At 70.2% G+C, this 26,302-nt stretch carries 26 protein-coding genes; 5 read left to right on the forward strand and 21 right to left on the reverse strand.

What is annotated here, in order from left to right; translation table 11 throughout:
* Nucleotides 1–5 precede the first annotated feature (5 nt).
* The 4 genes from VKT83_01890 to VKT83_01905 form a co-directional block, all read right to left on the reverse strand.
* Nucleotides 6–1,613 carry a gamma-glutamyltransferase gene (locus VKT83_01890; protein HLY21193.1) on the reverse strand — a complete coding sequence of 536 codons (1,608 nt, stop codon included), beginning with the start codon at nt 1,611–1,613 and terminating at the stop codon, nt 6–8.
* Between the two features lie 14 nt (nt 1,614–1,627).
* Nucleotides 1,628–3,181 carry an ABC transporter substrate-binding protein gene (locus VKT83_01895; GenBank protein ID HLY21194.1) on the reverse strand — a complete coding sequence of 518 codons (1,554 nt, stop codon included), beginning with the start codon at nt 3,179–3,181 and terminating at the stop codon, nt 1,628–1,630.
* A 66-nt stretch (nt 3,182–3,247) separates the two neighbouring features.
* Nucleotides 3,248–4,798 carry an L-glutamate gamma-semialdehyde dehydrogenase gene (pruA, locus tag VKT83_01900; GenBank protein ID HLY21195.1) on the reverse strand — a complete coding sequence of 517 codons (1,551 nt, stop codon included), beginning with the start codon at nt 4,796–4,798 and terminating at the stop codon, nt 3,248–3,250.
* Nucleotides 4,799–4,837: 39 nt separating this feature from the next.
* Nucleotides 4,838–6,028, reverse strand: coding sequence for a pyridoxal phosphate-dependent aminotransferase (locus VKT83_01905; GenBank protein ID HLY21196.1), 1,191 nt, complete (start codon nt 6,026–6,028; stop codon nt 4,838–4,840).
* A gap of 252 nt (nt 6,029–6,280) precedes the next feature.
* Here VKT83_01905 and VKT83_01910 point away from each other — a divergent pair, with 252 nt between their 5' ends.
* On the forward strand, nt 6,281–7,408 hold the full coding sequence (locus VKT83_01910) for a hypothetical protein (protein ID HLY21197.1): 1,128 nt from the start codon (nt 6,281–6,283) through the stop codon (nt 7,406–7,408).
* 38 nt (nt 7,409–7,446) lie between these two features.
* Here the strand turns inward: VKT83_01910 and VKT83_01915 are convergent, their stop codons facing one another.
* The 8 genes from VKT83_01915 to pyrB are packed head-to-tail and all read right to left on the reverse strand — an operon-like array spanning nt 7,447 to nt 15,677.
* A complete protein-coding gene (locus tag VKT83_01915) occupies nt 7,447–8,397 on the reverse strand; it encodes a branched-chain amino acid ABC transporter permease (GenBank protein ID HLY21198.1) in 951 nt (316 codons plus the stop codon).
* The gene (locus tag VKT83_01920) at nt 8,394–9,284 is read right to left on the reverse strand and encodes a branched-chain amino acid ABC transporter permease (protein ID HLY21199.1); all 891 of its coding nucleotides are present in this window, start codon (nt 9,282–9,284) and stop codon (nt 8,394–8,396) included. The genes VKT83_01915 and VKT83_01920 overlap by 4 nt, the downstream gene beginning before the upstream one ends.
* A gap of 20 nt (nt 9,285–9,304) precedes the next feature.
* Complete coding sequence (locus tag VKT83_01925) at nt 9,305–10,549, reverse strand: ABC transporter substrate-binding protein (protein HLY21200.1); 1,245 nt, start codon at nt 10,547–10,549, stop codon at nt 9,305–9,307.
* Complete coding sequence (locus VKT83_01930) at nt 10,546–11,358, reverse strand: ATP-binding cassette domain-containing protein (protein HLY21201.1); 813 nt, start codon at nt 11,356–11,358, stop codon at nt 10,546–10,548. Before VKT83_01930 ends, VKT83_01925 begins: the two co-directional genes overlap by 4 nt.
* Complete coding sequence (locus tag VKT83_01935) at nt 11,355–12,113, reverse strand: ABC transporter ATP-binding protein (GenBank protein HLY21202.1); 759 nt, start codon at nt 12,111–12,113, stop codon at nt 11,355–11,357. Before VKT83_01935 ends, VKT83_01930 begins: the two co-directional genes overlap by 4 nt.
* Nucleotides 12,114–12,146: 33 nt before the next feature.
* On the reverse strand, nt 12,147–13,802 hold the full coding sequence (locus VKT83_01940) for a thiamine pyrophosphate-binding protein (GenBank protein HLY21203.1): 1,656 nt from the start codon (nt 13,800–13,802) through the stop codon (nt 12,147–12,149).
* A 37-nt stretch (nt 13,803–13,839) separates the two neighbouring features.
* Nucleotides 13,840–14,637, reverse strand: a complete 798-nt coding sequence (locus tag VKT83_01945; protein HLY21204.1) for a cytochrome c oxidase assembly protein — start codon at nt 14,635–14,637, stop codon at nt 13,840–13,842.
* A 20-nt stretch (nt 14,638–14,657) separates the two neighbouring features.
* Nucleotides 14,658–15,677, reverse strand: coding sequence for an aspartate carbamoyltransferase (gene pyrB / locus VKT83_01950; GenBank protein ID HLY21205.1), 1,020 nt, complete (start codon nt 15,675–15,677; stop codon nt 14,658–14,660).
* Between the two features lie 173 nt (nt 15,678–15,850).
* Between pyrB and VKT83_01955 the strand changes: the two genes are divergently transcribed.
* Nucleotides 15,851–16,243 carry a nuclear transport factor 2 family protein gene (locus VKT83_01955; GenBank protein HLY21206.1) on the forward strand — a complete coding sequence of 131 codons (393 nt, stop codon included), beginning with the start codon at nt 15,851–15,853 and terminating at the stop codon, nt 16,241–16,243.
* 55 nt (nt 16,244–16,298) lie between these two features.
* On the opposite strand, the gene VKT83_01960 is transcribed toward VKT83_01955, so the two are convergent.
* The 6 genes from VKT83_01960 to VKT83_01985 form a co-directional block, all read right to left on the reverse strand.
* Entirely contained in the window at nt 16,299–16,466 is a 168-nt protein-coding gene (locus VKT83_01960) for a hypothetical protein (protein HLY21207.1), read from the reverse strand.
* Nucleotides 16,467–16,530: 64 nt separating this feature from the next.
* On the reverse strand, nt 16,531–17,292 hold the full coding sequence (locus VKT83_01965; protein HLY21208.1) for an SDR family oxidoreductase: 762 nt from the start codon (nt 17,290–17,292) through the stop codon (nt 16,531–16,533).
* 177 nt (nt 17,293–17,469) lie between these two features.
* Complete coding sequence (locus tag VKT83_01970; GenBank protein ID HLY21209.1) at nt 17,470–17,823, reverse strand: hypothetical protein; 354 nt, start codon at nt 17,821–17,823, stop codon at nt 17,470–17,472.
* Nucleotides 17,824–17,872: 49 nt separating this feature from the next.
* Nucleotides 17,873–19,558, reverse strand: a complete 1,686-nt coding sequence (gene ilvD / locus VKT83_01975; GenBank protein ID HLY21210.1) for a dihydroxy-acid dehydratase — start codon at nt 19,556–19,558, stop codon at nt 17,873–17,875.
* 72 nt (nt 19,559–19,630) lie between these two features.
* Complete coding sequence (locus tag VKT83_01980; protein ID HLY21211.1) at nt 19,631–20,635, reverse strand: hypothetical protein; 1,005 nt, start codon at nt 20,633–20,635, stop codon at nt 19,631–19,633.
* Nucleotides 20,632–21,111: a carboxymuconolactone decarboxylase family protein gene (locus tag VKT83_01985; protein HLY21212.1), complete on the reverse strand. Its 480-nt coding sequence runs from the start codon at nt 21,109–21,111 to the stop codon at nt 20,632–20,634. The genes VKT83_01980 and VKT83_01985 overlap by 4 nt, the downstream gene beginning before the upstream one ends.
* A gap of 214 nt (nt 21,112–21,325) precedes the next feature.
* Between VKT83_01985 and VKT83_01990 the strand changes: the two genes are divergently transcribed.
* A complete protein-coding gene (locus VKT83_01990; protein ID HLY21213.1) occupies nt 21,326–22,354 on the forward strand; it encodes an alcohol dehydrogenase catalytic domain-containing protein in 1,029 nt (342 codons plus the stop codon).
* Nucleotides 22,355–22,364: 10 nt separating this feature from the next.
* Here VKT83_01990 and VKT83_01995 read toward each other — a convergent pair whose 3' ends face one another.
* Together VKT83_01995 and VKT83_02000 are read right to left on the reverse strand one after the other, a co-directional pair.
* On the reverse strand, nt 22,365–23,060 hold the full coding sequence (locus tag VKT83_01995; GenBank protein HLY21214.1) for a ribonuclease H-like domain-containing protein: 696 nt from the start codon (nt 23,058–23,060) through the stop codon (nt 22,365–22,367).
* A 35-nt stretch (nt 23,061–23,095) separates the two neighbouring features.
* Entirely contained in the window at nt 23,096–23,425 is a 330-nt protein-coding gene (locus VKT83_02000) for a hypothetical protein (protein HLY21215.1), read from the reverse strand.
* Nucleotides 23,426–23,526: 101 nt separating this feature from the next.
* Between VKT83_02000 and VKT83_02005 the strand changes: the two genes are divergently transcribed.
* Complete coding sequence (locus VKT83_02005) at nt 23,527–24,120, forward strand: cupin domain-containing protein (GenBank protein ID HLY21216.1); 594 nt, start codon at nt 23,527–23,529, stop codon at nt 24,118–24,120.
* Here the strand turns inward: VKT83_02005 and VKT83_02010 are convergent.
* Nucleotides 24,002–25,357 (reverse strand): aspartate aminotransferase family protein, encoded by a 1,356-nt coding sequence (locus VKT83_02010; GenBank protein HLY21217.1) that lies wholly within the window; start codon nt 25,355–25,357, stop codon nt 24,002–24,004. The genes VKT83_02005 and VKT83_02010 overlap by 119 nt on opposite strands.
* A gap of 72 nt (nt 25,358–25,429) precedes the next feature.
* Between VKT83_02010 and VKT83_02015 the strand changes: the two genes are divergently transcribed.
* Nucleotides 25,430–26,302, forward strand: coding sequence for an MBL fold metallo-hydrolase (locus VKT83_02015; protein HLY21218.1), 873 nt, complete (start codon nt 25,430–25,432; stop codon nt 26,300–26,302).

A 26,302-nucleotide genomic window follows, 5' to 3' on the forward strand; every position in this document is an offset into this window, starting at 1 on the left:
CCCCCTCAGCCCACGAAACCGTGGGCCTCGCGGCGGGGATCGATCCCGAGGGACCGTACGCCGGTCACGGGATCGATTCCGATCATCTTTGCGCTCCCGGTCGTGACGGGGCCCGCGCCTTCGACCGACAGCTCGGCCCAGTCCGGGAGCACGGTCACGTCGTAGCCGGCCTCCCGCAGCGCCGCTCGAGCCCGTTCGGACAGCCGGCCTTCGACGAACATCGCCGAGAGCGACTCGTAGTGCAGGGCGCCGCCGACGAGAAACCGCGGCGCCTCGACGGCCTCCTGCGGCGAGAAGCCGAAGTCGAGCAGATTCGAGAGCACCTGCACGTTCGTCTGGACCTGGCTGTGCCCGCCCGGCGTTCCGCCGAGTGCGACGAGCGCGCCGTCGCGCGTCGCCATGTAGGTGTGCAGCGTATAGACCGGCGTCTTGCCGCCGGCGATCGCGTCCGGGTGATCGGGCCGGGCGCCCGCGGAGTTGAGGCGACCGTTGACGATAATGCCCGTGCCGGGGATGACGATGCCGGCGTCCGTCCAGAGGCTCTGGATCATCGAGACGGCGTTCCCCGACGCGTCCACGACCGAGAGCGCCGTCGTATCGCCCGCCCGCTCGCCGAGCGCCGGGGCGGGGGGCCGGCGGGCGAGTCCCGCGCGGATCTCGTCGAGACGGCCGGACGACAGCACGCGCTCGAGCGTGAAACCGGTGGACGGCGGATCGCCGAACCACCGATCCCGGTCTTCGAACGCCTGCCGGATGGCGCCGGCGAGCGCCAACACCCGGTCCAGCGCATCGTACCCCGCATCGCGCAGATCGACGCCGTCCAGGGCGCTCAGCACCTGGGCGAGCATCCATCCCTGCGACATCGGCGGCTGCGTGTGGATCGCGTGACCGCGGTACGCACCCCGCACCGGTTCCCCCCACCTCGCGCCGTACGACGCGAGGTCGCCCGGGGTCATCACCCCGCCCAGTTCGCCGAGGCCGTGCACGAACGCGGCCGCGAGATCGCCGTCGTAGAAGTCCCGCGCGCCGTCCCGCGCCAGCCGCCGGAGGGTGCGCGCAAGGTCGCGCTGCCGGAACACCGTCCCCGGGACAGGCGGCCGGCCTCCCGGCAGCAGCAGCGCCGCCGCCGCGGGGTTGGCGGCGTACTTGTCGCGATACTTTGCGATCCAGGCGCTGAGCGACTCGTACATCGGAAAGCCGCGGTCCGCGAGCTCAACGGCGGGCTGCAGGACGTCGGCCCACGACAGGGTCCCGAAGCGTTCCAGCGCCTGCGCCCATCCGTCGAGGATCCCCGGCACCGTGGACAGCAGCGGCCCGCGGTCGGGCACGCCGCGCGGAAACCGCTCCAGGCCGACCGCCGCGGGCGCCGGACCTCCGGCGTTGAGGGCGCTCACGCCGCGGGACGGCGCGTCGTAGATCAAGAAAAATCCGTCGCCGGCCACGCCGCACATATGCGGCCGAACGACCGCCACCGCGGCCGCCGTGGCGACGGCCGAGTCGACGGCGTTCCCGCCGCGGTCGAGGATCCGCGCTCCCGCGGCGACGGCGAGCGGATGCCCGGCGACGATCGCGCCGCCCGTTCCGCGGATCGGCCGGTATCGTGTCGCCCGCATCCCGCCTCCCGCGCCTACGGGGCCAGCCATGCCGTCCGGAGACGCATCATCCCATCCGGCACCTGGACGAACCCGTGCAGGCGCGTCGACACGAGCTTGTACTCCTTCGGAAAGAACAGCGGCACGTAGGGGACGTCGTCGGCGAGAATCTCGCTCGCCTGCCGGTACGCGCGCCGGCGCTGGCTCATGTCGTTCAGATAGCGTGCGGCGTCGAGGATGGTCTGCATCTTGTCGCCGGTGTAGCCGACGTAGTTGAAGGCCCCGATGCCGGACTGCGTCACGAACGGGTAGATGTCGAAATCCGGGTCCGGCCGGCCGCTCCATTCGATGACGCCGGACTGCGCCTGGATTTTCGTCACGTCGCTGACAAACGTGCCCTGCTCCTCGGTCTGGATCTTGGCGTGGATGCCCGCGTCCTCGGCCATCGCCTGGATCGCCTGGGCCAGCGCCACGCGCTGCTGGCCCGGCAGAATGATCAACGTAAACTCGAAGCCGCCGGGGTGGCCCGCGGCCGCGAGCCGCTCCTTCGCGGTGGCGATGCTGCGGGGCGGCAGCTTGAACGCCGGATCGTACGCCGCGGTGCCGTTCGGGAACAGCGAGTACGCCGGATAGGCGGCGCCCTGCAGCACGACGTTGGCGATCGCGTTGCGGTCGATCGTCGCCGCGAACGCCTGCCGCAGCAGCTTGTTGTCGAACGGCGGCTTGGTCACGTTCAGGGACAGCGCCGTCCATGCCATCGCGCCGCGCTCGATGATCTTGAACCGCGCGCCCGGCGCCGCCGCCTGCTGCGTGAGCGTCCGGACCTGGGGCAGCGGAACGAGATTGATGATGTCCACGTCGCCCGACTTGAGGTTCGCCACCCGGGCGTTGTCGTCGGTGATCGGCCGGAAGACGACCTCGTCGACGTAGGGCTGGCCCTTCACCCAGTAGTCGGGATTGCGTCGCAGGGTAAGGTGATCTTGGGGCACGCGCTCTACGTACGCGAACGGCCCCGTGCCGACGGGGTGCTGCGCGAAGTTCGTCCCGGCGGCCCGCGCGGCGGCGGGCGACACCATCATCCCTGCGCGGTCGGTCAGCACGTAGAGGAGCGGGCTGTACGGTCGCTCGAGCGAGATCGCGACCGTAGACGGATCGGGCGCCGCGACGCCGGTGACCGGCCGGATCTCGCTGCGGCGCACCGACGGAAACTTCGGGTCGAGCATCCGCTCGAAATTGTACTTCACCGCCTCCGCGTTGAAGGGCGTGCCGTCGTGAAACTTGACGCCCTGGCGGAGCTTGAACGTCACGGTCCGTCCGTCGGGGGAGATCGTCCACGAGGTCGCAAGCATCGGGACGACCGCGAGGTTCGCGTCGGTGTCGACCAGCTTGTCGTACAGGTTCTGATAGACCTGGCGGTCGACGGCGGAGCCCGACAGGTGCGGATCCATCGTCGGCGGATCGGCGTCGAGGCCCGCCCGCAGCGTGCCTCCGCGCCGCGCGCCCTGCGCCGACGCCATCGTGAGCAGGCCGCCGAGCAGCGCGGCAGCCACCACCAGCGCACAGCCTCTCCCCATCCCGCGCACTGCCATCCCTCCCCCCTCACGCCCGGAACGCCCGCGGCGCGAGGCGCCGCGGGGCCGTGGCGCGCCGTGCCGTCAGACGTACCGGTGCGCGACGACCTTGGGCTGCAGGAAGTTGAGCAGGTAGTCCGGTCCGCCGGCCTTGCTGTCCGTCCCCGACATGTTGAAGCCGCCGAACGGATGCGAGCCGACCATGGCGCCGGTGGACTTGCGGTTGAGATAGAGGTTGCCGCACATGAACTCGCGGCGAGCCTTCGCGAGTTTCGCCGGGTTGAGCGAGTACACCGAGCCGGTGAGACCGAAGGCGGTGCCGTTCGCGATCCGCAGCGCGTCGTCGAAGTCGCGCGCGGGGATCGCGGCGACGACCGGCCCGAAGATCTCCTCCTGAGCGATGCGCGCCTCCGGCGCGACGTCGACGAACACGGTCGGCGCGATGTAGAAGCCGCCGTCGCGGGCCCGGCCGCCGCCGACCGCGAGCCTGCCTTCGCGCCGTCCGACCTCGACGTACTCGAGGATCTTGCGCTCAGCCGCCGCGTTGATGACCGGACCGACCGGAAAGTTCTCCGGCCCGGGGCCGACCTCGAGCGCGCGGGCGCGCTCGACGATCATTTCCGTCACACGGCCGTACGCGCCGGGGGTGGCGACGACGCGCGACGCGGCCGAGCACTTCTGTCCCTGGTAGCCGTAGCCCGACGCGACGATCCCGGCGACCGCGGCGTCGAGATCCGCCTCGTCGTCCACGATGATCGCGTTCTTGCCGCCCATCTCGGCGATGATGCGCTTGAGCCAGATCTGGCCCGGCGGCGTCTTCGCCGCCTGCTCGAAGAGGTGCGTCCCCACTTCCTTGGAGCCGGTGAAGGCGATCATCCGGACCTTCGGGTGGTTGGCGAGCGCCTCACCGACCACGCCGCCGGACCCAGGGATCATGTTGAGCACCCCGGGCGGCAGCCCGGCGTCCCGCAGCGCGTCTGCGATCTGGTACGCGGTGGCCGCGGAGTCGCTCGCCGGCTTCATGACGACGGTGTTGCCGGAGACGATCGCCCCGAGCGTCATCCCCGTCGGAATCGCCAGCGGGAAGTTCCAGGGCGAGATCACGGCGACGACGCCGAGCGGGATGTACTGGTACTCGCTCATCTCGCCGACGAGCGGCGGGAGCGCGGGGCCCTGCGCGTACCGGAGAATCTCGCGCGCGTAGTACTCCGTGAAGTCGATGGCCTCGGCCACGTCGCCGTCCGCCTCGGACCAGTTCTTCCCGACCTCGTAGGACATCCACGCCGCGGCCGTGAGCCGCCGGCGCCGCAGGATCGCCGCGGCGCGGAGGAAGAGCGCGCACCGCTCCTCCGCCGGCACCAAGCGCCACGACTCGTACGCGCGGAGCGCCGCCTGCACCGCCTGCTCGACGTGGTCCCCCGAGGCCTGCTGCACGACGGCGACCGTCTGATCCGCCTGGGACGGATTGATCGACCGAAATGTGGCGCCCGACCGGACCTCACGTCCGTCGATGATCAGCGGAAATTCACGGCCGAGCTGCGAGGTAACGCCGCGAATGGCCTGCTCCATCGCCTGCCGCGCGGCGGATTGGGTGAAATCGGTCAGCGGTTCGGTTTGAAACGGCGTGACGGTCATCATCGGAGCACCCCCGGGTATCCCGTGCCGGCCGGCGGGCTAGACCCGCGCGGCGTACGGCGACAGCGCCTTCGCGATGCGGTCGACGCCTTCCCGGATGCGGTCCATCGAGGTGGCGTAGGAGACGCGCAGGAACCCCGGGGCCTCGAAGGCCTCCCCGGGCACCAGCGCCACGTGTGCCTCGTCGAGCAGCCGCTCGGCGAGCGCGAGGGAGGTCGCCGGCGCCCCGGCGCGGCCGAGCAGCTCCTGGACGTCGGGAAAGGCGTAGAACGCGCCGCGCGGCATCCCGCAGCGAACGCCCGCGATCTCGTTGAGCCGGCCGACGACATAGCGGCGGCGGCGGTCGTACTCCGCGACCATCTCCTTGAGGTCGACGTGCGCCGTCAGCGCGTGCAGCGCGGCCTTCTGCGAGATCGAACTCGGGTTGCCGGCGAGATGGCCCTGGAGGTTAGTGATCCCGTCGGCGATCGGGCGGGGCGCGGCCGCGAAGCCGATCCGCCACCCCGTCATCGCGTAGGTCTTCGACATCGAGTTCAGCAGCACGATGCGGTCCCGCGCCGCGGGCCACGCACCCGGGACGCAGATATGGTGGGCGCCGTCGTACACCATGCTCTCGTAGATCTCGTCGCTCAGCAGGTAGAAGCCGTGCCGGTCCGAGAGGCGTACGATGGCGTCGAGCGTCTCGCGGTCATAGACGGCGCCGGTCGGGTTGTGCGGCGAGGTGAGGATGATCGCGCGGGTGCGCGGCGACACCAGCGCCGCGACGCGGTCGGGCAGCGGCTGCCAGCCGGCGGCGGCGTCGGTCGGCACGAACACCGCCTTCGCGCCCACGAGCCGCACCTGCTCGGAGTACGACACCCACGCCGGAATCGGAATCAGCACCTCGTCGCCGGGCTCGCAGATCGCCTGCAGCGTGTAGTACAGCGCCGGCTTCCCGCCGGCCGTGATGACGATCTCCTCGGCGGCGTAGGACGCGCCGTAGGTCTCCTTCAGGTGCGCGGCGACGGCGGCGCGCAGCTCGGGGATGCCCGCGGGTCCGGTATACTTCGTGAAGCCTTCGCGGATCGCCGCGATCGCCGCGTTCTTGACGGAGTCCGGGGTATCGAAGTCCGGCTCCCCCGCGGCGAAGCTGAGCACGTCGACACCCTGCCGCCGGAGCTGCCGGGCCCGATCGTCCATCGCGATGGTCATGGACGGGGTGATGCCGCGTACTGCCTCGGAAAGGTGCATCGAGTCTCCTCCTGCCTGTTCCCTATGAGGCGCTAATATTCGTCGCGGACGCCGCCGCCCCCCGCCCCCGGACGCGCCACGTGCCCGCCGCGGGTGGGACTTGGGACATTCTCGCTTGATCAGACGAACCGGCGATCGTATAGTAAGTGCGACTACTATAATTTGTGCATCAAGAAGTCAAGTCAACTCCCATCGCCGTCAGCTTGAAAGGTTCTCGAATCGACTTCAAGAGGTTCCGTCGTGAGGTGCGAGATGTCTCATCGTCGTGCGCCGCGACCTTTGTCCGTCATCCCGCTACAATTCTCCCCGTGGCAATATGCCGCGGCGGCGTTTGCGGCATTCGCCCTAAATGACTGTATTGCTTTCAGTGTGCTGCACTCTAGATGGATGAATGACCACAGCAGCCGGGTACTCGCCGGTTTGTTTGTCCTGCCGCCCGCCAAGGGCGCCGATCCACTGCTCGTGAGCTTTCACGTGCTCCAAGCATACGGCTTTATTCCGTGGATCGTGGCTTTTTGGGCCTGGCTCGGTCGCGCCCCGGCCGTCCTCCTCAGGCAACTCTCGGCAGCGAAGGTTTTCGCCGGGGAAAGCAACAACGCGCCCGTCACCCTCGAAGACTACCGCGAGTACCGCTTCAACGATAATGTTTGGGCGCTCTTGTCTCTCGGTAGTATCATTGTGGCTCTCGCCATTCCAGCCTCTCAATGGCGTAATCCTCCCGGGTGGGACATCGCGAGCAGACAGTATGCGCAAATTCTCCTGCCCATGGATGGGTTTGTGCTGTATTTGGCCCTGGCCCTAATTCTGTGCATGGTGGCCGAGGCAATCCTTGTCCTGAAGAAGATTTTCCAACAACCCGGAGTCCGGTTGTGTCTTCGCCCCTATCATCCCGACCACGTCGGTGGCCTTGGACCGCTGAAGCGATATGCCGGGCGCTTGGTCTGGTTCTTTGCCGGACTAGGAGGGTATCTCCTGATCGATGTCCTGCAAGGCTATCGCACGCAACAATTCGCACGGGACATAGTACTGCATGACTTCCTGTGGGCATATGTTTTCTTGGTTCCGCTTTGCTTCATTGGTAGTTTGTGGTTTGGTCATTTGGCGATGGTACGCGAACGAGACAGGATACTTTTGTCACTGATTCCCGCATCCGCCGACACCATATCGGTGTTGTCGTCCAATCCCGCCGATGATTCTGCCCGCGCGAAACTGCAACTTGATAACATCAAGACAATGCAGGAACTGCGCGATGCCGTTATGCAGTTCCCCGAATGGCCGTACGACTCCGGAAGCGTCCGCCATGTTCTGACAGTCGCGTTGGCCCCGACGCTTCCAGTAATTCCTGACCTCTTGAAATCGGCAATAACGCGCTTCCTGTAGGGGGATCGAAGGTCGCGTACGACCACTGGTCACGGCCGCTAGGCCGCCGTACGGACCTCGTCAGGGCGCCTGCGTCGCGCCAGCTGCGCCGCCGCGCGGACAAAACCGATCAGGCCCGGCGGATACAGCCGCATCACCGCGAGCACGACGAGCGCGAAGATCACCATGCGGATCTGGCCGTACGCGCGCAGCGCCTCGGACATCACCTCGACCGTCAGCGCGCCGAGGACCGGCCCGGCGATCGTCCGTTGGCCCCCCAGGATCACCATGATGATGATGAGCGCCATCTCGTCGAACTTCATCGCCGCGGGGCTCAGAAGGCCGATGTAGTGGCCGTAAAGCGCGCCGATGGCGCCGGCGGCGCCGCTTGCGACGGCAAAGGCGAAGCGCTTCCAGCGCACGGTGTTGACTCCGGCGGCCCGCGCCGCGCCCTCGTCGTCGCGGATCGCCCGGAGGCGATAGCCGATCCGCGAGCGCAGCAGCCACGCGAGACCGGCCGTCGCGGCAACCGCGCAGGCGAGGAAGACCTCGTAGTACGGCGCCGGCCCGGCGCCCGGAAAGAGCTTCGGCACCGCGAGGCCGAGATCGCCGCGCGTGAGCCCGTATTCCATCGACACCGCCACGCGCGTCGATTCGGCGAAGGCCCACGTCGCGAGCGCCAGGTAGAGGGTCCGCAGGCGCAGCGTCACGCTCCCGAGCGCGAACCCGACCGCGCAGGCGAGCGCGCCGCCCGCGGCCACACCAGCCGGAATCGGCAGGCCGGCGCGCAGCACGAGCAGCGCCGACGTGTAGGCGCCGATGCCGGCGAAGACGTGATGCGCGAGCGAGAATAGGCCGGTGTAGCCGGCCAGCAGATTCCACGAGGACGCGAGCACGACATAGTACAGCGCCACCGTGAGCACGTGCACGTGGTAGGCGCCGAGCGCGAGGGGCAGCAGCGCCGCGGCCCCGAGGCCGGTTGCGCCGAGCGCTCTACGCGTTGCGGTCACGCCTCGCGCGCCCGCTCGCCCCAGAGCCCGGTCGGGCGCAGCATGAGGATCAGCAGCAGGGCGCCGAACCCGTAGACGTCCCGGAACGACGGCGACAGCAGCACGGAGCCGAGACTCTCCACGAGGCCCAGCAGCAGGCCGCCGGCGATGCTGCCCGGCAGCGAGCCAAGCCCGCCGATCACGATGATCTCGAAGCCTTTGACGGTGCTGAGGGCGCCGCTCTCCGGATAGACGAGAAACACCGGCGCGAGCAGCGCCCCGGCCGCCCCGGCCAGGCCGACCCCGATCCCGAACGCCAGCATGTCCATGCGCCCGAGGTCGACGCCCGCCGCGACGGCGCCGAGGCGGTTCTGCGCCACGCCGCGAAGCGCCAGGCCGAACCACGTGCGGCGAACGACGACCGCGAAGAAGCCGAGGAGCACGACCGCGCCGAGAAAGGCGACGAACCGGCTGCCGTTGAGCGGCAGGGGGCCGAGCTGGACCGGGGCCGCGTAGTCCCGGGGCGAGAACTGGTACGGACCGAAGAGCACGATCGCGAGGTTGCGGAAGAGGACCGTCAGCGCGATCGTCACGATCGTCGCGTACTCGTCGAGCCGCTCGAGCGTGCCGGTGAACATCGGCCGCAGCAGCACCCGCTGCACGGCCATCCCGAGGAGGGCGACCGTGACCGCGGCGAGCGGTACCGCGAGGTACCAGCGGTGCGGGCCGAGCCAGGACTCGAGCAGCACGTACTGAACGTATCCGCCGATCATGTAGAACTCGCCCATCGCCCAGTTGATCATCCGGACGACGCTGTAGATGAAGGTGATCCCCACCGCCATCAGGCAGTAGATGACCCCGATGACGAGCCCCGCGAGCACGTACTGCGTGAGGAGGGTGGAATCCACCGCCGCGCCGGCGGCCGGCCCTACCGGCCCGGCGTGTATGCGCCCGTCTTCATCGTCGACGGAAAGAGAATCTGCGCCTGATCGTACGTCTCATCCACCTTCGTGTACTGAAGAATCAGCAGCGGCGGCGACCACTGGTGCCAGGCCAGCCCCGCGGCCCGCGGGAAGGTGACGCCGCTGCCGATCCACGTGTCGAACCGGCCCCGCTCGAGCTGCGCGATGATGCGCTTCGGATCGGCGCTGCACGCCTGGTTCATCGCCTCGGCGAGGATGATCGCGTCGCCGAACGAGTTCAGGTTTGCGTAGATCGCGGTGTCGTGGTACCGCTTCGCGTACTCGACGGCCGCCCACTTGCCGAGGGGCGAGAGCGCCATCCGCGGATGGTAGTACGAGATGAACAGCATGTAGTTGCCGGCCGGGCCGAGGTTCTTCCAGAATTCCGGGCGCACCGGGAAGTCGTACGAGCCCAGCATCGCCGTCTGCGGGAAGAGGCCGACGTCGTGCGCCTGCTTCGCGATGAGATACGCCGGCGTCCCCACGCCCACGTTCAGCACGATGTCCGGGCGCTCGGCCTTGAACTTGAGGAGCTGCGGGGTCAAATCCGCGGAGGTGCGGTCGAAGAGCACGCCGTCGAGCGTGATCGGGAGCTTGCGCGCGGCGATCTCCGACTTGGTCGCCTCGATGAGACCGATGCCGTAGTCGGTGTTCTCTGCCAGCATCGCGACCTTGCGCCAGCCCTGCGCCTGAATGAACCCCAGCCACGCGCGGGCGCGGTCGGGATCGATCGGGTGCGTGCGAAACACCGCGGCGAAGTGCTTCCCGGTGATGTCCGCGGTGGACGCCGCCGTCGAGATGAACGGCACGCCGAGCTCGTCCGCGAGCGGGGCGGCCGCAAGCATCGCGGAACTGTGGAACTGGCCCCACACGCCCACCGCGTGGTCCTCCGTGGCGAGCCGCCGGAAGCCGGCGACGGCCTTCTCCGGGGTGCCGGCGTCGTCTTCGACCGCGAGGCGCACCGGCGTCGCCGGCAGGCCGCACGACGTCTTGGGTCCGAACACGCCGCCCATCACGCCGTTGATGTAGGCTGCGCCCAGGTCGGCGCCGCGCGAGATCAGCTGGCCCGCGGACGCGTCGCCGGGGGGCGACAGCGGCGTCAGCACCCCGAGCGTGATCGGCGCCGGCGCCGCCCGCCCGGCGTCGCGCACCTGACCGGCGACCGCCGCGGCGAGCGCCGCCGCGATGACGAGCAGCACAACGCGCTTCATTGCGCCCCACCTCCGTCCGGTTGGTCTGTCTGCCTTCCCTCTTCCGCGCCGACGAGCGCCGAGCGGACGATGCCGACCAGGTCCGCCGCGAACGACGCCCGGGGCCCCTCGCGCTGGACCCGGCCCATCCCGAACAAGTAGACGTCGTCGGCGACGCGCACCGCCTCGACGATGTTCTGGTCGACGAGCAGCACCGTGATCCCCAACGTCCGGCTGTGCTCGAGGAGCGCGTAGACCTCCCCGGCCACACGCGGCGCCAGTCCCGCCGTCGGCTCGTCGACGAGCAGGAGCGACGGCATCACGACAAGCTCTTTGGCCACGGAAAGCAGCCGCAGCTGCCCGCCGCTCAACTCCGCCGCCCGCCGGCGGCGCAGCGGCACGAGCGCGGGGAACAGCTCGTACGCGCGGGCGAGCCGTTCGCGCAGCGCGGCCGGGTGCCGGCGCAGCGTCCATCCGCCGAGCCGGAGGGTTTCGTCCACCGTCATCTGCGGAAAGGTGCTGCCGCCCTGGGGGACGTAGCCGATTCCCAGCCGCTTGCGGACGTCGGGCCTGAGGCCGGCGAGATCCCGCCCGTCGAGCAACACGCGGCCGGCGCGCGCCGGCAGCAGCCCGAACACGACGCGCAGCAGGGTCGACTTGCCGGCTCCGTTGGCCCCGATGACGGCCGTGATCCGGCCCGGCGCGGCGGCGAGCGTGACGCCGTCGAGAATGTTGATCTCCGGCTGGTACCCGGCGACGACCTGCTCGACGCGCAGCGCGGCGCCGGCGTGGGCCCGGACGGTGTGTCCGCGGGGATCGGCCGCGTTCATCGCATCTGCCCGGCGAGGCCCGCGCCGGCCGTCCCGAGGTACGCTTCGATGACCCGCGGGTCACCGGCCACCTCGTCGAGCGGCCCGTCGGCGATGCGCTCGCCGTTGTGCATGACCGAGATGCGCGGGGCGAGCCGCCCGAGCGTGGGCATCTCGTGGCTGACCACGAGAAACGTCACGTCCCGGGTGCGGTTCATCTCGTGGATCGCCTCGACCATCACGTCCTTGATCGCGGGGTGCACGCCCGCGAACGGCTCGTCGAGCAGGCACAGGACGAGCGGCTCCTGCGCGAGGCAGCGGGCGAGTTGCAGCAGCATCGCCTGGCCGCCCGAGAGCGTCCGCCCCTCGGCGCCGGCCAGTCCGTCGAGGCGCGTGAGGCGCAGGAGATCCTCCGCGCGGCGGTGCGCGGCCGGTCCGTCCGCCCGGCGGTGGTCCGCCGAGGCCGGGACCAGCAGGTTTTCCAGCACCGTCATCGAGCGGAACACCCGCGGGAGCTGGAACGTGCGCGCGACTCCGCGGGCCGCGAGCGCGTCGGGGGCGAGCGTGCCGGTGGGCCGGCCGTCGAGCCGGATGTCGCCCCGGTCCGGCCGTTCCTGACCGCCGATCAGGTTGAGGAGCGTGGTCTTGCCGGAGCCGTTCGGACCGATCAGCCCCCGGATCTCGCCCCGCACCAGGTCGAGCGACACGTCGCGAACAGCCGCCACGCCACCGAAGGACTTGGAGACGCGACTGACCGAGAGGAGGGCGCCGGCCATGTGGAAAGCTTCGACGGCCGGCTCGGGATTGCTCTAGCCGCGATACCCCGGCCGCAGCACCGGCCGCATGTCCGGCATCGCGGGCACCGGCACCTCGATCACCACAGGCGCCTGCTGCCGGAGCGCCCAGCCGACCGCCTCCCGCAGCTGTTCCGGGCTCTCCGCGCGGCGGCCCGCCGCGCCGAACGACTCGGCCAGCTGGACGAAGTCCGGGTTGAGCAGGTCGGACGCGATGTAGCGCCCGCCGAAAAGCTCCTTCTGCATCCGCTTGACGTTGCCGTAGGCGCCGTCGTTGAAGACGACCGCGACGGGTTTCAAGCCGTGGCGGACCGCGGTCGAGAGTTCGGGGGCCTGGTACATGAAGCCCCCGTCGCCGCTGATCAGGACGACGGGGCGGCCGCCCGCGCCGACGTACGCGCCGAGCGCGACGCCGTACCCGGCGCCAAGCGCGCCCTGGTAGCCCATCGTGAGATACGTGCGCGGCCGGTAGACCGGGAAGCCGATGTTCGACCAGTAGCCGACCTGGGTCATCTCGCTCACGACGACGCCGTCTTCAGGGAGCGCGTCGCGAATCGCGTTCCCGTAGGCCGCCTGGGGCAGCACCGAATCGACCCGCTCGCGCATGCGGCGGTGGAACGCCGTGAGATCGTCCTTGCGCGACGGGCGGGATCGGTTGTGCTTCTCGAGCCGTTCGGCCAGGGCCGTGAGCGCCGCCGACGCGTCCGCGACGATGCCGACCGCGGCCGGCCGGTTGCGGCCGATCTCGTCCGGGTCGATGTCGATCTGCACGCACGGCTGCTCCCGCGGCGCCCAATCGGACACCGACGGCTGGTAGAACCGCGTGCCCACGATCAGGATCGCGTCCGCGGACGGGGCCAGTTCCGGCCCCGCCGCGAGCGGCTCGGCGAGATAGTGACGGTCCGAGATCGCGCCCTTGCCGTTGGACGAGACGAGGACCGGGGCCTCCAGCATCTCCGCGACCCGGACGAGCGCGTCCGTAGCATCCGAGGCGACGATGCCGCCGCCGGCGAAGATCAGCGGCCGCTGCGCCGCGCCCAGGAGGCGCGCCGCGCGCTCGACCGCATCGGGATCGGGCGCCGGCACGGTCCGCGACACCGGCGCATCCTCGGCCGGCATCTCCGCCGCCTCCCGCAGCACGTCGGGCGGAATCTCGATCGCGACGGGCCGCTGATGGCCGCTCAGCAGCTGGCGAAATGCCTCGCGCACGACGCCCGGGACGGCGTCCGGCCGCAGCGCGCTGCCGGTCCACTTGGTCACGCAGTCCGCGGCGTTCATCTGCTGTTTGATCTCGTGAAGGAGGCCACGCTCCTTGCCGATCTGCGCGGCCGGAATCTGGCCCGTGATACACAGTACCGGCGAGGAGCACGAGTACGCCGTCGCGAGGCCGGCCAGCGCGTTCAAGAGTCCCGGCCCGGGCACCATGAGGCAGACGCCGGGACGGCCCGTGACGCGGGCGTAGCCGTCCGCCATATACGAGAGCGCCTGCTCGTGACGCGCGTGGATGAGCCGGACCGCGTCGCGCGCTTCGTAGAGCGCGTCGAACGCCCAGTCCATCTGCACGCCGGGCAGCCCAAAGACCACGTCGACGCCCTGCGTCCGAAGACCCCGCACGAGAGCCTGTCCGCCCGTCAGCGTCGCCGTCGCCGCCAGCTCCTGCCGTGCAGTCACGCGTCGCACCTCCAGATCGTCATCACGACGGCCCCCATCATAACATCCTGGCCGCGGGCCGCACACTGCCGCCGCGCCCGGTGTCCCGCCACAAGATCACGTTCAAAAGGATGAGCACCGGGATCAGGTACATCATCTGGCCCATCACCCACATCAGCACGCCGCCGAGACGCAGGTCGTCGAGCGCCGAGAGGCCCCATAGGCGCGGCACAGCCGTGTACGCGGCGTAGAAGGGGTGGCCGGCGAACGTCAGCGTGAACCCGAGGATGAAGTTGATGATGTCGGCGCCGATGAGCAGCGCAAAGCGCATGCCGAGCGGCGCGCGCACGAGTACCGGCGCCGGCGAGACGATCACGCCCCAAAAAATTACGCCCGTAACGAGGAAGCTGACGTGCTCGACGGCGTGCACCCATGGAATCCGCAGCGTCGCGTCGTACGCGGCGGGGATGTGCCAGGCCAGCAGCGTGCCATTAAAGAGCACGAACGCCGGCGCGGGACTCCAGATCGCCCGCAGCACCCGGCGGACCGCCGGACGGCCGTAGGCCCACCCGATCAGGCCGGGCGGCGTGGCGAGCGCGAAGAGCGCCGCCGCGACGAGCATCAACAGCATGTGCTGCAGCATGTGCAGCGTGAAAAGGAACGCCGCCCCCGCGTCGAGCGGCGACAGCAGCGCCACGATCAGTGTCAGCTCTCCGGCCCAAAACGCGAGCGGCTGCCGCCCTCGCGGGGGGAACCTCCGCGAGATCGCCAGATACGCGGCGCAGGACGCGGCGAGTGATGCGATGATCCAGGGATCCGTGGACCAGTCGGTCCAGCGGAGGGTGGCGGACGGCACGACGGGTGGAGCCCTGGTGGTTAGCGCCCGGACCAGCCGCGCGAGCGGTCTGCCGCGCAGGCGAGCTTGAGCAGCGCCATCCGGACGTACATGCCCGCTTCGGTCTGGTCGAAGATCACGACGCGCGGATCGGCGTCGACCGAGACCGGCAGCTCCGAGTGCTCGCCTTCGACGCGCGGCAGGGGGTGCATCACGATCGCGTGCGGCGGAAGTTCTGCGAGGATCTCCGGCGTCACCGCGAATTCGTTGCGGATCCGCTCGTACGCCGCCGCGTTGGCCTCGCCGAACCGTTCCTTCTGGATGCGCGTGACGTACAGCACGTCCGCCCCGCGCACGCCGCCGCGGAGATCTTCGGTTTGGATGAACGGCACCTTGTGCCGGCGCAGGTACGCCAGGAGGTCTTCCTTCATTTGAACCGGCTTCGGCGCGATCATCCGGATCGAGACGCCGGGATATTTGGCCAGCAGGTAGCAGAGCGAGCGGGCGGTCCGGCCGTACAGGAGATCGCCCGCGACCGCGATCGTGACGCCGTCCAGCGTTCCGCGCGTGCGCCAGATCGTGTAGGCGTCGAGGAGCGCCTGCGTGGGGTGCTGCCCCGGTCCGTCGCCGGCGTTGAACACGGGGATCGGCCGCCCCTTCTGGGATTCGACCGCCACCGCCGCCGCCCGCTCCGCGGCGCCTTCCTCATAGTGGCGCATGACGATCGCGGACGGCCGGTAGCGGCTTACGACGCGGATCGTGTCCTCGATCGACTCGCCCTTCGCCGCGGACGAGAACTCGCGCGCGGCCTCCGAGGACAGCACGCGGCCGCCGAGATGGTAGGTCGCAAACTCGAAGGACAGCCGGGTGCGCGTGCTCGGCTCGTAGAACAGCGTGAGGACGATCTTGCCCTTGAGGAGGTTGCTGCCGCCGCTGTTGACGATCTCCTCGGCAAGCTTTGCCTCACGGAAGACGCAGTCGAGCGCGGGGGGATCGAACTGCTGGGCGCGCAACACATGCGGCCACCCCGTCCACAGGTGGAGCGTCGCCGGTGCCGCCATGATAGTCCCCCTTCGCGTCCGCGCCGGGCGACGCCTGCGCATCCCGCAGGCTAGTCCCCGCAAGGGGGACCCGCCCTGCCCGACCGCATAGAGGGACAAGGCGCGCCCGCCGCATACCTAAATAGTGCCGCACAGCCGGAGTTCGGGGACGGCATCCCCAGGAGGCATACGGCATGACCCCGGCGCCCGGGGGCAACGCGCATCACGATCTCTTGGTGGCCCACATCGCCGCGTGGAGCCGCCACGACCTCGATGCGATCATGGAAATGATGACCACGGAGTGCGTGTACGAATCGTCCGGCGGCGAGGACCCATGGGGACGCCGCTATACCGGCGCGGCCCAGGTCCGGGAAGCGTACGCGGACCTCCTCGAACTCCTGCCCGACATCCGGTTCCAGAACGCCCGGCATTTCGTCGCCGGCGACCGCGGCGTCTCGGAATGGACGATGCTCGCCACCCGCCCCGACGGCACCCGGATCGAGTCGCGCGGCTGCGACCTGTTCGAGTTTCGCGCCGGCAAGATTCACCGGCGGGATTCCTACCGTAAGCGGCGGATCGCCCGGTAAAAAGGGACCGACGCGGTCGAGCGGCTCTTCGTGCCTTGGACGCCGCGCCGCTCAGTCAGTGCGGGAGGGAACTGAACGTCACCCCGAGATAGTAGGGCCACAGCACGATGGCGAGCACCCCTTTCCAGAACGCCAGGTGCAGAAACCCGATGGTAAACAGCCATCCGGCGACCCAGAGAATCCCCAGGGACCCCGGCGCAGATTGGACCCGCGCTTTCTCCACGACAACTCCCCTCCCCGGCACTGCCCCGCGATTGATGCCGCTCTCACGGTACGCCGCCGACCGATCAGCCTCGTCCGACGAACGGCATCTTCGTCGCCATCACGGTCAGAAACAGCACGTTCGTGTCCAACGGCAGTCCCGCCATGTAAACCACCGCGTCGGCGACGTACTTCGGATCGATGCGTGGCTCGGGCCGCACCGAGCCGTCGGCCTGCGTCACGCCCTGCACCATGCGCTCGGTCATCGGCGTGATCGCGTTGCCGATGTCGACCTGCCCGCAGGCGATGTCGTACTTTCGCCCGTCGAGCGCGGTCGACTTCGTGAGCCCGGTGACCGCGTGCTTCGTCGACGTGTAGGGCGCCGAGTTCGGACGCGGCGCGTGCGCGGAAATCGACCCGTTGTTGATGATCCGTCCGCCGCGGGGAGTCTGGCTCTTCATGATCCGGAAGGCCTCCTGCGTGCACAGGAAGGTGCCGGTGAGGTTCACGTTGACCACCGACGTCCACTGCTCGTAGCTGAGGTCTTCGAGGGGAATGCCCGGCGCGTTGAGCCCGGCGTTGTTGAAGAGGAGGTCGAGCCGCCCGAACTGCTTCTTCGTCTTCGCGAACAGGCTCCGCACCGACGCGTGATCGCCGATATCGGTCGGGACGATCAACCTGCGGGACGCGGGTGCCTTCGACGCGCGCGCGGTCGCCTCGAGCGGCGCCCGGCGGCGGCCGGCCAGCGTGACCGCGTAGCCTTCATCTAAAAGCGCGCGCGCCACGGCCCTCCCGACGCCGGTCCCCGCGCCGGTGACAATCGCAACCTTGGTCGACCGCGAAGGCATCCTGCGCACCCCCCCGATGCCCGCCGGCCGATCGAGCGCGGCGCAACGGGCGGCTCGCAACCCTTGCTTCGTGTCAGGACGGCTTATTTCTGCGGTGCCGAACGGGGGCGTCCCTCCCTGCCGCGTGGGTCGGCGGGAAGGAGTGACTCGTACAGCCTCTCTACCTCAGGGGGAGCGTCAGTGATCGTCCGACGGCCGCGTCAGCGCCCGGCCTAATATCTTCGGGAGATTCAACAACGCGTTGGCGACCTGTTTGATCGTCGTCCCGGCAGATCCCGCCGCGGGTGACGCCTGCACCGGCGCGTGACGGAGCGGCTGGGGCTGCGGTGCCGGCGGCAATCCCTTGAGGGGCGGGGTAGGCGGCACCGGCTTGACCGGCGGCCAGACGGCCGGCCGGTCCGGGATGGCCGTCACCTGGGTTGGGCCGCGATGAGAAGACCGCGCGCCGAAGAGGCTATGATCCTGCATCGCCAGCACGAGGACAACGGCCAGCGTGACCAGTCCGCAGACGATCGTCAGACGTCGCATCATCGCCGGTTCACCTGCTGAGGTTTTACCCGGCGAAACAGGCTTTCAATACCTAGGGCAGGACGACCGCGCCCTGCGCCGCCGACCTGACGAGACGCGCGTATTTGGCGAGCGCGCCGGTCTTGTACCGCGGTTCCGGCGCCTTCCAGGCCCCGAGCCGCCGCTTGACCTCCTCGGCCGGCACGTCCAGGTCGAGGCGCCGCCGCGGCAGGTCGATCACGATCGTGTCACCGTCCCGCACGACGGCCATCGGGCCGCCGTGCGCCGCTTCCGGCGCCACGTGGCCGATCGCAAACCCCCGGGTCCCGCCGGAGAACCGTCCGTCGGTGATCAGCGCAACCTCCTCGCCGAGCCCCACGCCGCCGAGCGCGCCGGTCACGGCCAGCATTTCGCGCATGCCCGGTCCGCCCTTCGGCCCCTCGTAGCGGATCACGAGTACCTCGCCGGCGGCGATCCGCCGCGTGGTGATCGCCTCCAGCGCGTCCTCCTCGCGCTCGAAGACGCGCGCGGGACCACGGAAGGTCTCCCGCTTCACGCCGGCCGTCTTGATGACGGCGCCTTCGGGCGCCAGCGTCCCGGTAAGCACCGCGAGCGTGCCCCGCGGCGCGATCGGGGAGGCAAGGGCGCGAACGACGTCCTGCCCGGCCGGCCGCTGCACCCCGGCCAGGTTCTCCGCCATCGTCTTGCCGGTCACAGTCATGGCGCCGCCGTGGAGGAGCCCGCCGTCGAGCAGTTCCCGCAGCACGACGCTGATGCCGCCGACGCGATCGAGATCCACCATCATGTACTTGCCGCCCGGGTGCATGTCCGCGATGTGGGGCGTCCGCCGCGCGATCGCGTCGAAGTCGCCGAGCGCGAGCGGGACGCCGGCCTCCTGCGCCAGCGCAAGCAGGTGCAGCACCGCGTTGGTCGAGCCGCCGGTGGCCACCTCGGAGGAGATCGCGTTTTCGAACGCCTGCCGCGTCAGGATGTCCCGCGGCCGGATGCCCTCCCGCAGCATGTGCATGGCGGCTTCGCCGCTCCGCCGGCAGATCTCGGCGCGGCGCGGATCGAGCGCGGGGATCGACTCGCTGCCCGGCAGCGCAAGGCCCAGCGCGACCGAGCACGACGCCATCGTGTTGGCGGTGTACATGCCGCCGCACGATCCCGCCCCCGGACACGCGGCGCACTCGAGCTGGTAGAGCTGTTCCGGCGTCATCCTCCCCGCGGCGACCTTGCCGACCGCCTCAAAGACGTCGACGATGGACACGTCGCGGCCTTCGAACTTGCCCGGCATGATCGTCCCGCCGTAGAGAAACACCGACGGCACGTTGAGGCGCGCCATCGCCATCATCATCCCGGGCAGGCTCTTGTCGCAGCCCGCGATGGTGACGAGGCCGTCGAAGCCCTCCGCGAGCGTCTCGAGTTCGACGGAGTCCGCGATCAGATCGCGGCTGACGAGCGACGCCTTCATGCCTTCGTAGCCCATCGAGATCCCGTCGCTGACCGCGATCGTCGTGAACTCGATCGGCGTCCCGCCGGCCGCGCGGATGCCGTCCTTGACGTGGCGCGCCAGCACGTTGAGGTGGAGGTTGCACGGGGTGACCTCGTTCCAGGACGAGGCGACGCCGATCAGCGGCTTCCGCAGGGCCTCGTCGTCGAGGCCGGTCGCCCGCAGCATCGCGCGCGCCGGGGCGCGGTTCGGCCCTTCCGTCACCGCGGCCGACCGCCGGTTCAGCTTGGAAAGCGTCTTGGCCATGCCGATGAGCCTCCTTGGGCCGGCCCGGTCACCCGTCCCGAACCTTGCCCTATCATAATTCTTTGGCGCGAGTTATGTGGCCGCGCGCCGCCCGGCCTTCGGCCGGAACAACCTCCGCAGCGCCGAGCGCACCAGCAGGCCGGCGTGTAGGTCCCAGCAGTTGACGATCGCGACACGGAACCCGCCCGGCGGCATCGCGTGCTGATCGAGCGGGATCGATTCGTCGAATGTGATCTGGATGCTCGAGATGCCGTCGACCAAGCGCAGGGCCTCGACGTCTCCGGGGTCGATCGTATACCGCCGGCCGTGCGGCGCGAACAGCGCCACGCTGTAGCCGGTGCGCCGGGGGTGGTCGCGAAACCGCCAGCGCTCGTTCGCGTACAGATCGACGACGGCCTCGAGCCAGCCCGGACCGTTCAGGTCGAGCCACTGCTCGGCCATGCGCAGATGGCACTCGATGATGACCCCGCCGATCGATTCGATGTTGATCACGCCGCTGAATCCGCGCAGGTAGCGGTCCAGCCACGCGCCGAGGTAGCGCTCGAGCACAGGCAGGGGCTCGGCCGTGACCGTCCAGTAGTCGAAGGTCCCCCCGTCCATCTGCCGGCCGATCGTGTGCCGCCACCAGCGCGCCCGTCCGCCGGCGAGCGCGATGTCGGTGCTGACGTGGCGGCCGCGCATCAGCCGCATCCACAGATGCCCGGGGGTAAAGTGTGCTTTCATATCGTCCGCCGAGCGGACGACATACCCCTGGGCGCCCATGCCGTGCAGATTCATGATCGGCTTGCTGAAGACGGGGTAGCGCCGGGGCATCTCGCCGTGCGGTCCGTACGGCACACCCTGGCTCGCGCAGACGAACAGTTTGTCGTAGACGAGACGATGCGCGGGGTACAGCCGCCACGCGGTGGGATCGTCGACCGGCACCACGGTGCCGCGGGGGACGTGGACGCCTTCGAAGTACTGCCAGCGCCAGACGTCCACCCCGGGGAATCGGGGACCGCCGCCCGGCGGCATGTCGCGTTGGATGTGGTGAAGCCGCAGCCGCCTCGACCGGCGGGCCGGACTTGTTGGCGTCACGCCTCGACGTCCACCTCGAGCGGCACGAGCACGCATCCGACGAGATGGTACCAGCCGACCGTCAGCGTGAGATCGACGATCTGCGCCGGGCTGAAGTGCGCGCGCAGCGCGTCGAAGGCGCCGTCCGAGGCGCGACGTGTGGTCGCGATCTCGTGCGCGTACGCCATGGCCGCCCGCTCGGCCGCGTCGAAGGCGGCACTCCCCTGCCACGCCGGGAACGCGGCCAGTTTGGTGTCCGGCACGCCCGCGCGCCGGGCGATGTCCATGTGATGCACCTGCTCGTATCGGACGCCGAGCGCGTGCGCGGTCGCAAGAATCGTCAGTTCGCGGAGCGGCGCGGGAAGCGTGCTGTCGTCGCGGATGTAGCGCGACATGCCGAGGAACGCCCGGAGGGCCGGCGGCTGGTTGGCCAGGACGCGGTAGAGGTTGAGCAGCGGCCGGCCGAGGCGCCGGACTTCGCCGAAAGCCGCCGCCACCTCGGCCTCGGCCGGCTGGGACGCCCATCCCGGTGGGGCCGGCCGGCATCCTCTTCGCGGAGTCGGATCGTCGACGTAGGGCAGTCTCGCCATGGTGGTCCGGTTCGATGACGCGGCGCGGGCGGCCTCCACAGCCGTCGCGGACAGGAAGGCCCCGCGCGCGGCGAGAAGGGCGGACGTCGCAGCGCTCAGCACGCGCAACGAGGAGGTGTCCATGGCGGAAATGCGCGCCGCGCTCATCCACCAAGCCCGGGACATCCGCGTGGCGACGGTCCCGCGGCCGGAGCCGAAGGACGGCGAGCTGCTGCTCCGCGTCCGGACGGTGGGCGTGTGCGGCAGCGACCTTCATTATTATCGCGAGGGCAGCGTCGGCACGGCGACCATCACATCGCCGACGATCCTCGGCCACGAGTTCTCGGCCGAGGTGGCGGACGATCGGGGGGCGGCTCACGGCCTGCCGCGCGGCACGCTGGTGGCGGTCGACCCGGCGCGGCCCTGCGGCCGGTGCGAATGGTGTCTTCACGGCCACCAAAACCTGTGCCCCGACGTGATGTTCGCGGGCTCACCCGGGCTGGCGGGCGGCCTCGCCGAGTTCCACACCGCGCCGCCGGAGGCACTGTTCGCCGTGCCGAAGGATTTCGACGCGGCAACCACGGCGATGCTCGAGCCGCTCGGCGTGGCGATCTTTACGCTCGACCTCGCGCGCCTCCGGCCGATGGAAAATGTCGCGGTGATCGGCGCGGGACCGATCGGACAATTGCTGATCCAAGTGGCACGGGAGGCCGGCGCGGGGCACGTCTGGGTCGTCGATCCGATCGCCTATCGCGTGGACGCCGCGAAGCGCGCCGGCGCCGACGAGGCGTCGACGGACGCCGCGGCGGTGGACCGCTGGACCGGCGGCCGGGGCGCCGACGTGGTGTTGGAGGCGACCAACTCGCCGACCGGGCCGGAGACCGCCGTGGCCTGCGCGCGGGTCGGCGGCCGCATCGTCCTCGTGGGCATCCCCGACGGCGACCGCTTCAGCCTCGCCGCCTCGGCGGTGCGCGGCAAGGCCTTGACGATCAAATGGCAGAAGCGGATGGGCCACGTCTATCCGCGCGCGATTCAGATGGTCCGGGCCGGCCGCGTCAAGTTCGACCCGATCATGACGCACACGTTCGCGCTCGACCGCGTGCCGGACGCCTTCCGGTTCCAGAACGCGTACCAGGAAGGCGTGCTGAAAACGATGATCGAGGTCGGCTAGGCCGCCCCGATCACAGCGTCGTTCCGGTATCGAGCACCGCGATCACCGGCCGGAGCCGCTCGTAGAGCAGCGCCGTCACGCGGGCGTCGTCGAGACAGTAGCGCGCGATCTCGTCGAACCGGCCTTCGCGGTACATGCCGCCCACGTCGGCGCCGCGCATGCCGTCCTTCGACGACGGAAGGCCGAACTGGCAGCACCAGAATTCGAGGCCGCCCCGCATCCGGCTCGCGTTCCAAAACGTCAGCACGTCGTACAGATCGCAGTGGCTGCTCAACCGGTAGCGCGGGCCCATGAGGTTGCGCGACGGCGGGACGCCGAGGATCGCGGAGCGCAGCATCAGGTAGGGCGCGTCGAACGCCCGGCCGTTGAAGGTGACGACGAGGGGCGAGTCCTTCGCGATCGCGTTCCAGAACTCGCCGACGAGCGCCGCCTCGGGCCCGCGGAAGACCTCCGCGTCCTCGCCGAACGCGGCCCAGCCGGAGCCGTCCCCATCGACCAGGACGCGGCCGCGGGCGGTGTCCAGATTCCACAGCCCGATCGCGACGATGCGGCCGGTCGCGGCGTGGAGCGACAGCTTCTCCTTGGCGGCGTCGACGTCGGGCTCGCCCTTCGGAGCCTCGCTGAGATACGTCTGCACGCGCGGCGACAGCGTCTCCCAGTCCTGGCCGACGGTCTCGATATCCAGGCCGATCACGGGTCTCGGCACCGTTCCGTCCCCCTCGGTGTGGCGTCGCGGCCGCGCTACCGCGCGCGGCCCGGATCGCCTATCCGTTCGTACATCACGCGCTTCCGGTTGAAGGTGTGCGGGCGGATCTTGTGCGGCCACGTGCCGCTGTCCGCGGCCGCGTTGAAGGCCTCGCCGTCCGGGATGTCCGGCCGGTCCATCTCGTAGACGGCGGCATACTTGGGCACGCCCTCCGTGTTCGTGCGGTACCGCGCAGCGCTGCGTACGCCCGGCACTTTGAGCAGGGCCGGGATGTGCTCTTCGTCGTAAACCTCGTTAAACGCCGCTTCGACCTCGGGCGCGACGTCCATCATCACGACGAACAGATACTTGGACTGTGCGGCCATGAGGCGCGCCTCCGTTTCGTGATCCGGCGCGTCCCGCGGTCTTCACTTACACGGTGGCCCGCCGCAAAGTCGGCGGGCGCGGGAGGCCGGGAGGATATGCCGTGAAACCACGGTGGCTGGTGCTGGGTCCGCGGGAGGGTGAGGCGCTGCGGCTGCGGCCGCCGTCGCGCAGCGGCAACGTGACGATCAAGGTGGACCGGCGGCGTGCCGGATCGCCGCTCCTCGCCGTGGGCCACCAACGCCTCGGTCCGGGAGCCTCGATTCCGGTGCACCTGCACGAGCATCAGGACGAGGTCCTCTTCGTACACGCCGGGCGCGGAACGGCCGTCTTCGACGGCCGGCGGGTGCCCGTCCGAACGCGCAGCACCGTCTTCGTGCGCCGCGGCGTCTGGCACGGCGTGGACAACACGAGCCGCGCCGACCTGCACCTCATCTGGATCATCTCGCCGCCCGGGCTCGAGGAAATGTTCCGCGACATCAGCGTCCGCCGGGGCGGGCGCCCCGAGCCGATGACGCGCGACGAATTCGCCGCCCTCGTCCGCCGCCACCGCATGCACGTCCGGGCGGCGGCGCATCCTACGCGAGCAGGTGGGGCGCCTGCCGCTCGACGTCCGGCCGCATCTCGCGCAGCGCGTCCCCGACCGCGCCGGCGCACGCCTCAATCTCGGCGTCGGTCATCGGCGCGCAGAGGCTGAAAGCGCCCCGCGACATCGAGTACACGCCACGGTTCAAGAGGTGCAGGTGCAGCAGCGACTGCAGCGCCGCCGGGATCGCGGCCTTCGACCGGTAGTCCGTGACCGGCTTGTCGGTCAGCAGCACGCTGGAGAACGAGCCGACCCCGGTGACCTGCGCGCGAATCCCCGACGCGCGCACCGTCTCAGAGAGGCCGGCCCGCAGGCGGTCGCCGAGCGCGTTGAGCCGGTCGATCTGCGGCTGGTCGAGGATTTTCAAGACCGCCTGCCCCGCGACCATCGTCGCCCGGTTGCCGTTGAAGGTCCCGGAGTGATGGAGATGGCCGGGCCGGTTCGGGTCGAACAGATCCATCACGTCGCGGCGTCCGCCGAAGGCGCCGACGGGAAATCCGCCGCCGATGATCTTGCCCATCGCCGTGAGATCGGGCGTGACCCGGAAGAGTTCCTGCGCGCCGCCGCGGCTGAGCCGCAGCGTCTGGATCTCGTCGAAGATCAGGAGCGCCCCGTTCTTGCGCGTGACCTCGCGCAGCCCGGCGAGGTAGCCCGGGGCCGGCGGAATGTAGCTCAGCCCGCCGGGAACGGGTTCCACGATCAGCGCGCCGATCTCGCCGGGATGCCGCGCAAACGCGCGCTCGGCCGCGGCGACGTCGTTGAAGGGCACGATCACCACGTCGTCGGCCACGTGCGGCGGCAGGCCGGCGGAATCCGGGACCGGACGCGGATCGCCCGCCGGTCCCGCCGACGCGAGGTCGGGCGAGACGCTCACCTCGACCGCGTCGTGGGTGCCGTGGAAGCCGCCTTCGATCTTGATGAACCGCGGCCGGCCGGTGAGTGCGCGGGCCGCCCGCAGCGCGAACAGCGTGGCCTCGGTGCCCGAGTTGCAGAAGCGCACCGTCTCGAGCGAGGGCACACGCTCCACCAGCATCTCGGCCAGCGCGATCTGCGGGACCAGCGGCGCGGCGTAGGCGGTGCCGCGCGCCAGTTCGCGGGTCACGGCCTCGAGCACCGCGGGATGCGCGTGGCCGAGAATGAGCGACGTGTAGTTGTTGACGAAGTCCACGTACGGGTGGCCGTCCGCGTCCCAGAGGCGGCATCCTTCGCCGCGCTCCACGAACACCGGGTAGGGCGCCCAATAGGCGGAGGTCCGGGTGTCGCCGCCCGGCATGACGCGGCGCGCCCGCTCGTGAAGGCGCCGGGATTCGGCCGTGCGGCTGAGGTAGGTCTCGAGGGCGCTGGTCATGAGAGGACGTTCTGCCGGGGCCGCCCAAGTCCTCCGCATCGCCGGTCCCGTCAGCCGATCGGGAGGTCGTTCATGGAGATCCGATTGATCCGGCACGCGACGCTGCTCCTCACCTTCCACGGACGGCGCCTGCTCGTCGACCCGATGCTGGCCGACGCCGGCACCGCGCCGCCCATCGCGAACTCGCCCAACCCGCGTCCGAACCCGCTCGTGCCGCTGCCGGTGCCGGCCGGCGACGTCGTCGCCGGCGTGGACGCCGTGCTGGTCACGCACACGCACCGCGATCACTGGGACGACGCGGCCGCGGCGGCGCTGCCGAAGGCGCTGCCGCTCTTCTGTCAGCCGGAGGACGAGGCGAAATTCCGCGACGCCGGCTTCACCGAGGCACGGCCGGTGCGCGGCGTCGCGCACTGGGACGGGATCGCGATCCACCGCACCGGAGGACAGCACGGCAGCGGCGAGCTGGCCCGGCGCCTCGCGCCCGTATCGGGTTTCGTGCTGCGGGCAGGAGGCGCATCTTTGGCCCGCGCCGCAGGCCCAGACGCGGCCGGAGGTCCTGCGCCAGACGGGGCCGCGGACGAGCCGGTCCTCTACATCGCCGGCGACACGATCTGGTGCGCCGACGTCGAGGAGGCGCTGCGCGAGTACGATCCCGCGGTCACGGTCCTGAACGCCGGCGGGGCGCAGTTCCTCGAAGGCGGCCCGATCACGATGACGGCGGAGGACGTCGCGGCGGTCGCGCGCGCGGCGCCGTCCACGCGCATCGTCGCGGTGCACATGGAGTCGATCAACCACTGCGTCGTGCGCCGGGCCGATCTGGCCGCGGCGCTCGAACGGGCCGGCCTCACGCCCCGCGTGGCGATTCCGGGGGACGGCGAGCACGTGCCGGCGGGGCCGCCCCGCCCCGCGCAACCACGGCCGCGCCGCCCCGCGAAGTCGGGGTAG

The sequence above is a fragment of the bacterium genome (genome assembly GCA_035308905.1).
Taxonomy (GTDB): Bacteria; Sysuimicrobiota; Sysuimicrobiia; order Sysuimicrobiales; family Segetimicrobiaceae; genus DASSJF01.